General features: G+C 63.2%; 11 protein-coding genes. 6 read left to right on the forward strand and 5 right to left on the reverse strand.

The genetic code is table 11. The features are described from left to right. Positions 1 to 64: 64 nt before the first annotated feature. Complete coding sequence (gene radA / locus QKE52_RS07225) at positions 65 to 1,447, forward strand: DNA repair protein RadA (RefSeq protein WP_049154761.1); 1,383 nt, start codon at positions 65 to 67, stop codon at positions 1,445 to 1,447. Here radA and QKE52_RS07230 read toward each other — a convergent pair. Together QKE52_RS07230 and QKE52_RS07235 are read right to left on the reverse strand one after the other, a co-directional pair. Next, positions 1,434 to 2,159, reverse strand: a complete 726-nt coding sequence (locus QKE52_RS07230) for a hypothetical protein (protein ID WP_049154729.1) — start codon at positions 2,157 to 2,159, stop codon at positions 1,434 to 1,436. The two genes, radA and QKE52_RS07230, sit on opposite strands and share 14 nt — an antisense overlap. A gap of 113 nt (positions 2,160 to 2,272) precedes the next feature. Next, a complete protein-coding gene (locus QKE52_RS07235; protein WP_070515866.1) occupies positions 2,273 to 2,896 on the reverse strand; it encodes a carbonic anhydrase in 624 nt (207 codons plus the stop codon). A 40-nt stretch (positions 2,897 to 2,936) separates the two neighbouring features. On the opposite strand from QKE52_RS07235, the gene QKE52_RS07240 reads away from it, so the two are divergent. Further along, entirely contained in the window at positions 2,937 to 3,797 is an 861-nt protein-coding gene (locus tag QKE52_RS07240) for an A/G-specific adenine glycosylase (protein WP_071409488.1), read from the forward strand. On the opposite strand, the gene QKE52_RS07245 is transcribed toward QKE52_RS07240, so the two are convergent. Both QKE52_RS07245 and QKE52_RS07250 read right to left on the reverse strand, forming a co-directional pair. After that, a complete protein-coding gene (locus QKE52_RS07245; RefSeq protein ID WP_347948473.1) occupies positions 3,763 to 5,079 on the reverse strand; it encodes a threonine/serine exporter family protein in 1,317 nt (438 codons plus the stop codon). The genes QKE52_RS07240 and QKE52_RS07245 overlap by 35 nt on opposite strands. Next, on the reverse strand, positions 5,079 to 5,249 hold the full coding sequence (locus tag QKE52_RS07250) for a DUF4236 domain-containing protein (protein WP_080975064.1): 171 nt from the start codon (positions 5,247 to 5,249) through the stop codon (positions 5,079 to 5,081). Before QKE52_RS07250 ends, QKE52_RS07245 begins: the two co-directional genes overlap by 1 nt. Positions 5,250 to 5,304: 55 nt before the next feature. Between QKE52_RS07250 and QKE52_RS07255 the strand changes: the two genes are divergently transcribed. Next, the gene (locus tag QKE52_RS07255; protein ID WP_347948474.1) at positions 5,305 to 6,507 is read left to right on the forward strand and encodes a lipase family protein; all 1,203 of its coding nucleotides are present in this window, start codon (positions 5,305 to 5,307) and stop codon (positions 6,505 to 6,507) included. Between the two features lie 71 nt (positions 6,508 to 6,578). Continuing rightward, positions 6,579 to 7,469: a cation diffusion facilitator family transporter gene (locus QKE52_RS07260; RefSeq protein WP_046647215.1), complete on the forward strand. Its 891-nt coding sequence runs from the start codon at positions 6,579 to 6,581 to the stop codon at positions 7,467 to 7,469. Positions 7,470 to 7,953: 484 nt separating this feature from the next. Here the strand turns inward: QKE52_RS07260 and QKE52_RS07265 are convergent, their stop codons facing one another. After that, positions 7,954 to 10,731: an ATP-dependent Clp protease ATP-binding subunit gene (locus QKE52_RS07265; protein ID WP_347948475.1), complete on the reverse strand. Its 2,778-nt coding sequence runs from the start codon at positions 10,729 to 10,731 to the stop codon at positions 7,954 to 7,956. A 235-nt stretch (positions 10,732 to 10,966) separates the two neighbouring features. On the opposite strand from QKE52_RS07265, the gene QKE52_RS07270 reads away from it, so the two are divergent. Together QKE52_RS07270 and QKE52_RS07275 are read left to right on the forward strand one after the other, a co-directional pair. Further along, on the forward strand, positions 10,967 to 11,653 hold the full coding sequence (locus QKE52_RS07270) for a hypothetical protein (RefSeq protein ID WP_347948476.1): 687 nt from the start codon (positions 10,967 to 10,969) through the stop codon (positions 11,651 to 11,653). Positions 11,654 to 11,775: 122 nt separating this feature from the next. After that, positions 11,776 to 12,441, forward strand: coding sequence for a hypothetical protein (locus QKE52_RS07275; RefSeq protein WP_071409489.1), 666 nt, complete (start codon positions 11,776 to 11,778; stop codon positions 12,439 to 12,441). Positions 12,442 to 12,443 lie beyond the last annotated feature (2 nt).

Consider the following 12,443-nt stretch of genomic DNA (forward strand, 5'->3'; position numbering starts at 1 on the left):
CGATGAAAAGGGTGCGATCCTGCCCGCGACGTGAATGTCCACACCACTTACTAGAGTGATGGGCATGGCAAAAAAGGTTCGTCCCGTCCACACGTGCTCTGAATGCGGCTTCGTCTCCCCCAAGTGGCTTGGCCGCTGCCCCGAGTGCGGTTCATGGGGAACGTTGCAGGAAACCGCGGCGTCAGAAAGCAGCACCGCGGCCCAGGCCGCTGTGTCTGGACGCCGACCAACCGGCCTGACACCGACGAGCCCAGCGGTTCCGATTACGAAGGTGGGCGCTGCCGCCACGAAGGCCCTCAACACTGGCATCGGGGAGCTCGATCGCGTTCTTGGCCGCGGCATCGTTCCCGGTTCGGTGGTGCTCATGGCGGGTGAGCCGGGAGTCGGAAAATCCACTTTGTTATTGGAGGTCGCCTCCCGCTGGGCGCAGCTGGGCCGCACCGCCCTCTATGCCACGGCCGAGGAATCCGCCGGGCAGGTCCGCGCCCGGGCCGAGCGGACCGGGGCCTTGCACGAGACGCTCTACCTCGCGGCCGAATCGAATTTGGATGTCGTCTTTGGTCACGTCGAACAGCTCAAGCCCAGCCTCCTCATCGTGGACTCCGTCCAAACCATGCACGCGGCCGGGGTGGAGGGCGTAGCCGGTGGCGTGGCACAGTCGCGTGCGGTGACCGCAGCCCTGACCACGCTGGCCAAAACCACCGGCATCCCCATCCTCCTCGTCGGACACGTGACCAAGGACGGCAACGTCGCTGGCCCGCGCGTGCTCGAGCACCTCGTGGACGTCGTGTTGAACTTTGAAGGTGACCGTCAATCCTCCCTGCGTCTGCTCCGGGGACTCAAGAACCGCTTCGGCGCCACCGATGAGATGGGCTGCTTTGAGCAAACCGCCGCCGGCATCCGGGAGGTGGCGGACCCTTCCGGCCTCTTCCTCTCCCACCGCGGCAGCACCCCAGACGGTTCAGCGGTGACCGTCGCCATGGATGGCGTGCGCCCCATCCTGGCGGAGGTGCAGGCGCTGACCGTCGACCCCGTGGCGAAGAACCCGCGGCGCGTGGTCACGGGGCTCGATGCCAACCGTGTCCCGATGGTGCTCGCCGTACTGCAGGCCCGCGCCGGTGAACGCACCAACGATAAGGACGCTTACGTGGCCACGGTGGGCGGCATGAAGATTCAAGAGCCGGCGACGGATCTTGCCGTAGCGCTCGCCACGTGGTCTTCCTTGCACGAGCAGCCGCTACCACCGAAGACGGTGGTCATCGGCGAGGTGGGCTTGGCCGGCGAAGTTCGCCGCGTACCGAACCTAGACCGCCGCTTGGCAGAAGCGTCCCGCTTGGGTTACCGCTACGCCATCGTCCCGCCCGGAAAGGTAGATGTCGGCGGCGGCATACAGGTGCGCCAAGCCGCAACCCTGAGCGAGGCGATTGCAGCGCTTAAAGCAAGTTGAACGGCAACGCTGGGGAGTAGTTTTCCCCGATGACAGTATGCAGGAAGTAAGCGCCCGGCTCGGCTTCCTCGCGCTCGGTGCACTGGCCCGGCTCGGAGCGCTTGCGGGACCAATCCGCCTGGAAGTAGCGCGTCTCACCGGACTTGAAAGTCTGCTTGCCGGTTTCTACCGAGGCATAGCAATCGGTATCGGACCACACGCGTTCGTTCGAGCCCATCTTGTAGACCTCGAAACGCAGCTGCTCTTCATCGAGATCGATGGAGCAGTCCTCCGTCGTCGGGTTAAATACCTCCAAGTAGAAGGTGGGCATCTTGCCAGCGGGGACGCTGTCCTCGTTGGTCTTGGCCATCACTTTAAGGTCTTGGAGGGAACACGTTGTCTTGGATGGATCAACGGTGAGCTCAGCTGGCTTTGCCTCGGAGGTCGGTTCTTCTTTGTCCGCCTCCCCCGCCTCGGGCTCGGTGGATTCCTCAGACGCAGTGGATTCCGTCGTCTCCACCGCCGAGGTTGCATCCTCCGACGGAGTCAGAGTTCCCGACGCCGCCGCCTGCTGCGACTCGGCTCCCGGGTCCTCCTTCGAACCGCTAAAGAGCGCGGTAGCAGCCCAAATAAGGATGACCACGAGTACCAGAATCGCCACGAGCGCGGCGATGCGGCGACGCAGGTAAATCTCTCGCGGCAGCTGCTTCGGGGTACGGGATGGCTCAGTCACAGCTCTTAGTTTAAGGGGACTAGAGCCCAACCCGGGCCAGCCCGGGGCCGCGTGTCTTGAGCAGCGACTTCTATGCGCTTAGTCCCGCCCAGTGCCCGGGCCAGCCGGCGAGCCTAGTGAACGCCGTGCAGGACGACGGTCTCCACGCTGGAATCCTCTAGGAGGTAGCGCAGGCCGACGATGCCGAGCGTGCCGGCGTCGAGAAGCTGGCGCGCAGCCGGCACGTCAGAAATGATCTGGGAGACTGTCTGCGCGGTATTCTCGCGCTCGAAATCGGCGAGCTCCTCGCGGCCATCACGCTTGGCCACCATCGAGGCAGCGGCCACGCGCTCAATGATCGGACGCTGCAGGCCCGTCGGCAGATCGCCGCCCGCCAGGAAGTCCGCGGCTGCGCCCACCGCACCGCAGGACTGATGCCCCATCACCACGAGCAGGTTGGCCTTGAGATTCTCCAGGGCATAGTCCAGCGACGCCATCACCGCGCTGTCCAGAATGTGACCGGCGGTGCGGATGACGAAGGCATCGCCGAAACCAATGTTGAACACGTGCTCAATGGGCGCGCGGGAATCGGAGCAGGCCAGCACGATGACGCGTGGGTCCTGGCCTTGGGTCAGGCCAGCGCGCAGCTTCGCATCCTGATTAACGTCGATGAGGTGGCCCGTCACCAGGCGGTGGTTACCTTCCTGGAGGGCTTCCCACACCTTCTGCGGGTTTTGAGGGACATCTACTAAAGGCATGATCCTTACTCTAGTCCCCACCGCCTACACTGAGGTGCCTATGGATACCCAAGCTGTCGTGGAATGGTTCGATGCCCATGAGCGTCCCCTACCGTGGCGCGAGCCAGGGACCTCGGCATGGGGCGTGCTCTTAAGCGAGGTCATGAGCCAGCAAACACCCGTCGCGCGCGTCGCCCCGCAGTGGGAGGAGTGGATGCGCCGCTGGCCCACCCCGCAGGACCTCGCGGCGGCTTCCAAAGCGGATGTCCTGCGCGCGTGGGGCAAGCTGGGCTACCCGCGCCGCGCGCTGCGCTTGTGGGAATGCGCGAAGGAGATTGGTGAGGGACCGGTCCCGGGGGATGTCGACAAGCTCTTGGCGCTACCGGGGATCGGTGAGTACACCGCCCGTGCGGTGGCCTGCTTCCATTTTGGCCACAACGTCCCGGTGGTAGATACCAACGTCCGCCGCGTCCATGCCCGCGCCGAGGAGGGCCGCTTCCTGGCGCCACCTCCCGCAAAACGCGAGTTGGCGCAGGTAGAAGCCCTGCTTCCAAAAGAGAACGGTCCGCGCTTTTCAGCCGCGCTCATGGAGCTCGGCGCGCTGGTGTGCACGGCGAAGAATCCCGATTGTGCCGCCTGCCCCATCAAGTCCACGTGCGCTTGGCAGCTCGCGGGCTGTCCGGAGCCCAGCGAAGAAGAGACCGCGCGGGCCAAGAAGCGAGTGCAAAAGTTCACCGGTACGGACCGGCAGGTGCGAGGGCTGCTTCTCGACGTCCTCCGCGCCACCCCTCATCCCGTCGAGCAATCCGCGCTCGACGCGGTATGGCCGGACGCGGCACAGCGCTCGCGCGCACAAGCCTCACTGCTCGAGGATGGGTTGATGGATGTCAACGACGAGGGTTTGTTCCACCTTCCGCACTAGGCACATGTGAGAAGTCGATGAGGTGGCCGAAGGTCCAGTCACGGTCGGTCAACAGGCGCGCGAGGATAAGCCCACAGCCGATGGCTGCCACGGCCATCGAGGCGGTAGCGAAGTTGCTCAACGCCTGGTCCATGTTACCCACGTTGAGGTGATAGACAGTGCGGAACATGGAGGTGCCCGGGATCATGATGACGGACGCGGGCACCGTCGTGGTGATGCGCGGTAGGTGTGCGCGTGTGGAGGCCACCGCGCCTAGGAGCCCGACGATGAGACCACCTACGAAGGCGCCGACGTAGGCCGTGGCCCCGACGCCGATGAGGAGCAGGCGCACAAGGTTGGCCACCGTTCCCACCGCGGCCGCCACGAGCACCATCCGGCGCGAGGAGTTAAAGAGGAACGCGAATCCGGAAATGCCTAGGAAGCTGGCCGCCGCGGCGGCGAGGTACCACACGGGCGCATAGTCCGGAATTCCCGGTTCCGGGGTGAGTTCCGTGGTCCAGCTGACTAAGGCCACGGTAAAGGTCGCAGCTGTGATCACCGTCAGCGCGTAAGTCAGGCGGGATAGTCCGGCCTCGAAGTCGAAGCGCGCGAGATCAATGAGCGCGGAGAATAGCGGGAAGCCGGGAATGAGGAAAAGTACGGCGGCCACGTAGCCCGAGGAAAACTCCGACGGGTCAGCCACCCCGGCGGCGGCCACAGCCTCGGTGGTGAAGAAGTAAACGAGGCTGGCCACCGTTCCGGCCGCCACGATGCAGCCCAGCTGGTGAACGTGCTTGCCGTGCAAGACCGCGCGGGTGAGCTGGCCGCAGAAAGCGGCGAGAGCCACTAGGAGAATCGCCAGCGGCGTGAAGAAGTTCAGGACCGCGAAAGAGGCGCACGCAATAGCTGCCGCTACAGCCAAGAGCCAGCGGTTCCAACGCTTGACCACCGTTGACTCGATGGAATCAAGCATCTCCGTGAGCTCTTCCGCAGTAATGCCCGCGTACAGCCTGTGGTGGGTGAGATCCTCCAGCGCCTCGATGCGGGAGGCGTCGACGGCGGGTGAATGCTGCTGGGCCACCACGGTGCGAAACTCGCGGCCGCGGTGAAACGTGCATGTTATCTGGGTGACGCCAACGTTGGCGTCGAGCCGATCAAAGCCGAGCGCACGGGCGGCACGTTTCATGCCGCGCAGGACGCGGTAGCCGGACGTTCCCGCCCCCATGAGCATCATGCCTAGGCGCAAGACGACGTCGGCCTCGTACCCCATACGGACATAGTCGCTGTTGGGGTGAGATGTCATTAGCGCCAGCGTCCCCGGAAATTCAGGCCACCGGGCAGGTTGACCCACATGCCGCCGCGGGAGTTAAACGTCACGGGGCCGACCTTCGTCGACATCGAGGCACCGGAGCCGGAGAGGTTGATCCAGCTGTTCTTTCCGGTCTTCTTGCGCTTGCGATAATAAATTCCCATGCGTGCCAGCTTAGCGCGGATGCGCACCACGACGCCGCAGGCTACTCTGAGCTTTGTGCGAATAAAATCCCTGTTAACAGTGCTGACGGCCACCGCTGCTCTTATTCTGGCGTCACCCGCCGCCCACGCGGTGGAGCCGGGCAGCGTCCAATCGGCGTCACCGATAGAACAACCCGGTGTTAAGGCCACTGTTATCTCTTATTCCTCCACCCTCATGGATGGCACACCCACCACGGTGACCGGCATGGTCTACGAGCCCTCAGCACCATGGAACGGGCCGGGCGAGCGCCCAACTATCGTCTACGCGCCGGGAACGCGTGGGGCGGGTGACCAGTGTGCACCGTCCCGAGCCCGTTTCGCCGCCGACGGCAACCGCGTTGACCAGCGCTATGAAGCTGCGGCCACGCGCGTGTATAACTATGCGGCCTCCCAAGGTGTGCGCGTCGTAGTCACGGACTACATCGGGCTCGGAACCCCGGGGCACCATTCTTATGTCAACAACGTCGAGGAGGCCCACGCGGTTCTTGACGCCGCCCGCGCCGCGCTCCGGCTCGCCGGTGCTCCCGCCGATTCCCCCGTGGGATTTGTCGGCTACTCCCAAGGCGGCGGTGCAGCTGCCGCTGCGGGCGAATACGCCGCTAGCTACGCCCCCGAGCTCAACGTCAAGGGAACCTTCGCCGGTGCACCTCCAGCGGACCTCTTCGAGGTGATGCAGGCGGTCGACGGCTCAGCGCTCGTTCACGTGTTGGGCTACGCCATCAATGGTTTTGCGGAGCGTAGCCCGGAGTTCTCCCGGGAAATCATCGATGAGATGAATCCGCGCGGCCACACATTCCTCGCCGACGCCGCCACTTTTTGTTTGCGCGAATCGATGTCTACCTGGGGAAATATTCGCACCAGTGAGCTGACCGCGAGCGGCGAGTCCTTCGCCGAGCTCCTCCGCCGCAAGCCGGTGGCCTCTCGAATGCTGCACGAGCAGCGCCTCGGCCAGCGCGCTCTCAACGCCCCAATGATGGTGGTCAACTCCCCGACCGATGACATCATCCCCTACCAGCAAGCACGCCGCATGGCCCACGACTTCTGTGCTGCCGGCGGGACCGTCTACTTTGAGGACGCCCGGGCGGTCAACGTGAACCCAGGCTCGGGCACCAACCATGCCGCGCCCACGGTCCGCGCGGTTCTGCAGGGCACGAACTACCTCATCGACCGCTTCCGCGACGTCCCCGCACCGTCAAACTGCCAACCTGCCGAATCCTAGAATCGCCCCCTGGCGCCGCCATCCATTTTCATTTAATTGTCAATAAGCGCCGGCGGGGATAGACTGAGTGCATGGCACACGAGCACCACGACCACGATCACTCCAGCACGCCGCTGCGCGCACTACTGATTGCGCTGAGCATTACCGGAACCGTCTTCTTCGCGGAGCTAATCGGCGGCTGGTTGGCGGGTTCAATGGCGCTGATGGCGGATGCGATGCACATGCTTTCCGACGCCGCTGGGTTGATCATCGCGGTGTTAGCGGTGTTGGTTGGGCGTCGACAAGCATCAGCCCAGGCCACGTACGGCTACCGGCGAGTAGAGGTGCTTGCTGCGCTAGCGAACGCGGTGATGGTCCTGGCGATCTCGGTGTGGATTGTCGTCGAGGCGGTGCGCCGCCTGCAGAGCCCAGCTGAGGTACAAGGAACAACGATGCTGATCATCGCGGTGATTGGCCTTGTGGCGAATGCGCTATCGGCGTGGGTGTTGCACCGGCACCGCGAATCCTCAATCAACGTGGAGGGCGCGTTCTTGCACGTGCTGGTGGATATGCTCGGCTCGATCGCAGTGATCGTGGCGGGCGTCGTGGTACTGACCACGGGGTTTGTGGCGGCGGACGTGATCGCCTCCCTGGTGATCGCGGCGATGGTGCTCCCGCGCGCCTGGCAGCTCATGCGGCTCTCGGCGAGCGTGCTGCTCGAGCAGGTCCCGGCGGACTTCGACGCCAGCGTCATCGAGCCCGCGCTGCGACAGATCGAGGGTGTTGCCGACATCCACGACCTACACCTGTGGAGCCTGGACGGCGTGAACGTGCTGACGACCGTGCACATCGTGCGCGACGGTACCGTCGAGACCGGCCCTCTGTTGGATGCCGCCCAGCAAGCCCTGCGCGAGCACGGCATCGAGCACTCCACCATCCAGATCGAGCACCCGGAGCACGAATCCCACGAGACGGTGTGCTGATTCCCTTCTAGCCCGGCTTAGGTCATGAGCGGGCGAGCAACGTCACTCCTAACACTGCTACCTGGTACTTTTCGGCGGTGGGGTGGGATTGTTCCGCACGAAACTGAACCAAGTCAAAAGGGCGTCCCGCAAAAGGCATCTGGCAAACGGCATCTTTGGGTCTAAAAACGCCATCTACAAGGCGTAAAAGGCGTTTTCAGCCGTGAAAACGCCTTATGACAGATGCCTTTTGTCAGACGCCTTTTACCAAACGCCTCCATCATCCAGGTCGAGCACCCGGAGCACGAATCTCACGAGACGGTGTGCTGATTCCCTTCTAGTGGTGGGCGGGCCTTCCCGCCCACTGGGCCTTCCCGCCCACTGGGGCGTGCCTCCCATCGCGGCTGGAGGACACACAAAGAAAGCCCCGAACCGCACGCGGTGTCACACGCATGCGGTTCGGGGCTTATTCCTTATGGGTCCAGCACGGGGCCCAAGTCAGCGCTTAAAGCGGCTGGCTAGCACCGGCACCTGCCGGCGGCGGGTTGCCGTTATCACCATCATCGTTGTGGGATTCCTCAGCGGAATCGCTACCAGACTCGTCGAGGACGTCCGGGGTGACGGTGTCAGGACCATCGGAATCCGGACCGTGGGACTCCTCATCGATCTCGGTGGCGAGTTCCTCATCGGCCTCACGCACGGCGGTCTCCTCGAGCTCATTGTCGAAGGTGTCCTCCGGCAGCGGGCGCGGACGCGGCGTGAAGGTGAAGGTGGCGGAAGAGTTGTCCTTGGACTCGCCGTCCCAGCCTTCAACGTCCACGGTGATGATCTCACCCGCACCGATTTCGCCGAAGAGGATCTTCTCGGAGAGCTGGTCCTCAATCTCGCGTTGGATGGTGCGGCGCAGCGGACGTGCACCCAAGACCGGGTCGAAGCCGCGCTTGGCCAACAGGTCCTTGGCCTTCTGGGTGAGTTCGATACCCATGTCGCGCTCGGAGAGCTGCTTCTCTACGCGGGCGATGAGCAGCTCCACCATCTCGACGATCTGCTCCTGGGTGAGCTGGTGGAAGACCACAATCTCATCGATACGGTTGAGGAACTCTGGGCGGAAGTGCTTCTTCAGCTCGTCGTTGACCTTGTTCTTCATGCGCTCGTACTGCGCATCGGCGTCATTCTCCGAAGAGCCGGTGAAGCCCAGTCCCACAGCCTTGGAGATATCCTGAGTACCCAAGTTCGAGGTGAAGATAAGCACGGTGTTCTTGAAGTCCACCACGCGGCCCTGACCATCGGTCAGACGGCCATCCTCCAACACCTGCAGAAGGGTGTTGTAAATCTCCTTGTGGGCCTTTTCGATCTCATCGAAGAGCACCACGGAGAAAGGCTTGCGGCGAACCTTCTCGGTCAGCTGGCCGCCCTCTTCGTAGCCAACGTATCCCGGAGGAGCACCAAAGAGGCGGGACGCGGTGAAGCGATCGTGGAACTCACCCATATCGATCTGGATGAGGTCATCATCCGAACCGAAGAGGAAGTTGGCCAGGGACTTCGACAGCTCCGTCTTACCCACACCGGAGGGGCCTGCGAAGATGAAGGAACCGGAAGGACGGCGCGGGTCCTTCAGGCCGGCACGGGTGCGGCGAATGGCGCGGGACACGGCCTTGACGGCATCGTCCTGGCCGATGATGCGCTTGTGCAGCTCCTCTTCCATGTTGAGGAGGCGGTTGGATTCCTTCTCCGTGAGCTTGAGCACCGGAATGCCGGTCCAGTGCGCGAGGACCTCAGCGATCTGCTCCTCGCCGACCTCGGCGATTTCCTCCAAGTCACCGGAGCGCCACTGCTTTTCCTTTTCCGCGCGCTCTTCACCCAGCTTGCGCTCCTTATCGCGCAGTCCAGCGGCCTTCTCGAAGTCCTGGGCGTCAATCGCAGCTTCCTTTTCCTTGCGGACCTCTGCGATGCGATCATCCACTTCGCGCAGGCCCTCCGGGGCGGTCATGCGCTTGATGCGCATACGGGCACCGGCCTCATCGAGGAGGTCAACAGCCTTATCCGGCAAGAAGCGGTCATTGATGTAGCGGTCCGACAGGGAGGCCGCAGCCTTCAACGCTTCATCGGTGTAGGAGACGCGGTGGTGTGCCTCGTACTTATCGCGCAGCCCCTTGAGGATCAGGATGGTGTCATCGAGGGAGGGCTCCTCCACCTTGACAGGCTGGAAGCGGCGCTCCAAGGCAGCATCCTTCTCAATGTGCTTGCGGTACTCATCCAGGGTGGTGGCACCGATGGTCTGCAGCTCGCCGCGGGCCAGTTTCGGCTTCAGCAAGGAAGCAGCATCGATAGCGCCCTCGGCGGCACCGGCGCCGACCAGGGTGTGGATCTCATCGATAAAGAGGATGATGTCACCGCGCTGGTTAATCTCCTTGAGCACCTTCTTCAGGCGCTCCTCGAAGTCACCGCGGTAGCGCGAGCCAGCCACCAGGGAGCCGAGGTCCAGCGAATAGAGCTGCTTATCCTTGAGGGTCTCCGGGACCTTGCCGTTAACGATATCGAGGGCCAGGCCCTCGACCACGGCGGTCTTACCCACGCCGGGCTCACCGATGAGCACCGGGTTGTTCTTGGTCCGGCGAGACAGAACCTGCATGATGCGTTCAATCTCGGAATCGCGACCCACGACTGGGTCCAGCTTGCCGTCGCGCGCAGCCTGGGTGAGGTTGCGGCCAAACTGGTCCAGCACCAGGGAGTTGGAGCGCTCGCCGGAGCCACCCGGGCCAACACGGCCTCCCTGGCCAGCGCCGGCACCGGCGCCTACCGGGCCGGGGCCACCCTGGGACTGGCCGCCTTCGCCTTCATTCCCTTCGTAGCCGGAGAGCAGCTGGATAACCTGCTGGCGCACGCGCGGCAAGTCGGCGCCCAGCTTGGTCAGCACCTGAGCCGCCACGCCGTCACCCTCACGGATGAGGCCGAGCAGCAGGAACTCAGTGCCAATGTATTTGTGGCCCATCTGGAGCCCCTCACGCAGGGAGAGCTCGAGAACCTTCTTCGCGCGCGGGGTAAATGGGATGTGGCCGGTGTGCGGCTGAGAACCTTGACCAATAATCTCTTCCACCTCACGGCGGACGTCCTCCAGCGAGATCCCCATGGATTCCAAAGCCTTGGCCGCTACGCCTTCGCCTTCGTGAATAAGCCCCAGGAGGATGTGCTCGGTGCCGATGTAATTGTGGTTGAGCATGCGTGCTTCCTCCTGCGCCAAAACGATGACGCGGCGAGCACGGTCAGTAAACCTCTCGAACATTACCTCTTACCTTTCGCTGTAAATGTGTCATCCACTCTAACGCGCGGGGCGGACACTCCATTCGCGAATTCCGCACCCCCCCTACTCAAAAACCTCATTTCCCCAGGTAGAGCCACTGTACGCCGGTAGCGAACAGGTGGCGGGAGGCGTCGCCAAGCGCCTGCGCGCAAGCCTTAAAGTAAAGTAACTCTTCAGTCAACACTGGTTACATCCCCGCGGGAAGGAGCCTCCCCCGATGCAACAGGCACAGCACGGCACTCTGCTTATCGACGATCTGATTGGGCACTCCCGCCTCCTCGAGGTCTCCGAAAGCGTCACCCTTGGCCGCCAGGGGGACCTCCTACTGGCCTCCGATGATCCCGCCATGCACCGCACGTTCCTGCAGGTGTGGTCCAATGGCTCACAGTGGTTCATCAAGAACATCGGCAGTTTCATCGCCGCTACGATCCAGCCGCCCGCCGCCTGCGGCTTCGGCCGCACCCTCATCAGCCCCGGCAGCATTGAGGTCCTGCACCCGGGAACCTCCACGCTCTATTTCTCCACTGCCACCATGAGCTACGAGTGCGAGCTCACCGTCATGCAGTCGCTGCGCAGCCCACAGCCCAGCCTTCCACCGGATGGGCCGTTTACCACCCACGTCTTCGAGCCGAATGAGGAGCAGTGCCTGCTGCTCAAGACCCTCGCTCAGCCACTCCTCGACAACCCCGCTGCGGAGCCACGGGTGGTCGTGAGTAGTCAGCGCGAGCTAGCAGAGGCCCTAGACTGGACCGAAAAGAAAGTAGAGCGCAAGATTCAGACGCTGGCGGAGACCTTGCAAAAGCTCGGCGTTCCGCAGTTCCAGCCGGGCCAGAAAATCTCGTGGCGCATTGTGCTCGCCCAGTTCGCGGCCGCACACCCGCACTACTATGCGCACCTTTCATAACAATTCAGCATTATTGTTTTAAGCCGCTCACCGGTGCTGTTATTCTTTGTCTGATTCTGGCCCCTTTCTATTTTTATCCCCTTCTATCCCTCATCTGTCCCTCTGCAAGGATCTGACAACCAATGTTCGCCTCCGTCTCTCCGCGCGCGCTAGCTGGACTCGGCGTAGCGCTCCTCGCGCTGTCTGCGTGCGCGACGAACAAGGACACCGCGGAGGATGCGCCCAAATTCACGGTCACGGGCCAGACCACCCTGTCCCAGTACGAAGACGTTCCTGTCGAGGGGGCCGACTCCGAGAGCCCAGAACCCAGCGAACCTTCGCACCTGCGTCAGGAGGACGGCACCTACCTGCTCACGAAGAAGGAAGCGGGCCCCGGTGTGGTCAACGAAATCGTGGCCACCTATTCAGGCGTGGAGCCCTATGGTTTTCAAACCCTACGCGTTGAGCTGGACAACCGGCGCTACGACGGAGCCATCGGCGGCTCTGCCCCAACCGGCGTGCTGCAGTGGGCCACCGGGGGTGCCCTTGTCCTCAGCGTGCAGGCCACGAACTTGAGTGGGGACGAGGCGGATCTGGACAACAATGCCGAATGGCAGGTGGCGCTTCTCGACGACACCCAGTCACACCACCTCAAGGAGGGCGAGGATTTCGTCGTGGACTGTGAGTCCGGCGAGTGCACGCTGGTTGCTCGGCTCACCGACCCCGGCGACTTCGTCGCAGAGATCAGCATCCGGCAGGCCGGTTATGAGCCTTTTGTCATTCACCAGCCCATCATCGTCGCCGCATAGCC

Origin of the sequence: Corynebacterium sp. c25Ua_47 (assembly GCF_039907205.1) — a bacterium.
In the GTDB taxonomy this organism is placed as follows: domain Bacteria; phylum Actinomycetota; class Actinomycetes; order Mycobacteriales; family Mycobacteriaceae; genus Corynebacterium; species Corynebacterium hiratae.

Bases quoted from the DNA above. Each gene is read 5' to 3' on its own strand.
- radA (WP_049154761.1), top strand. From the start codon at position 65: ATGGCAAAAAAGGTTCGTCCCGTCCACACGTGCTCTGAATGCGGCTTC.
- QKE52_RS07235 (WP_070515866.1), bottom strand. From the start codon at position 2,896: ATGCCTTTAGTAGATGTCCCTCAAAACCCGCAGAAGGTGTGGGAAGCC.
- QKE52_RS07240 (WP_071409488.1), top strand. From the start codon at position 2,937: ATGGATACCCAAGCTGTCGTGGAATGGTTCGATGCCCATGAGCGTCCC.
- QKE52_RS07245 (WP_347948473.1), bottom strand. From the start codon at position 5,079: ATGACATCTCACCCCAACAGCGACTATGTCCGTATGGGGTACGAGGCC.
- QKE52_RS07250 (WP_080975064.1), bottom strand. From the start codon at position 5,249: ATGGGAATTTATTATCGCAAGCGCAAGAAGACCGGAAAGAACAGCTGG.
- QKE52_RS07260 (WP_046647215.1), top strand. From the start codon at position 6,579: ATGGCACACGAGCACCACGACCACGATCACTCCAGCACGCCGCTGCGC.
- QKE52_RS07265 (WP_347948475.1), bottom strand. From the start codon at position 10,731: ATGTTCGAGAGGTTTACTGACCGTGCTCGCCGCGTCATCGTTTTGGCG.
- QKE52_RS07270 (WP_347948476.1), top strand. From the start codon at position 10,967: ATGCAACAGGCACAGCACGGCACTCTGCTTATCGACGATCTGATTGGG.
- QKE52_RS07275 (WP_071409489.1), top strand. From the start codon at position 11,776: ATGTTCGCCTCCGTCTCTCCGCGCGCGCTAGCTGGACTCGGCGTAGCG.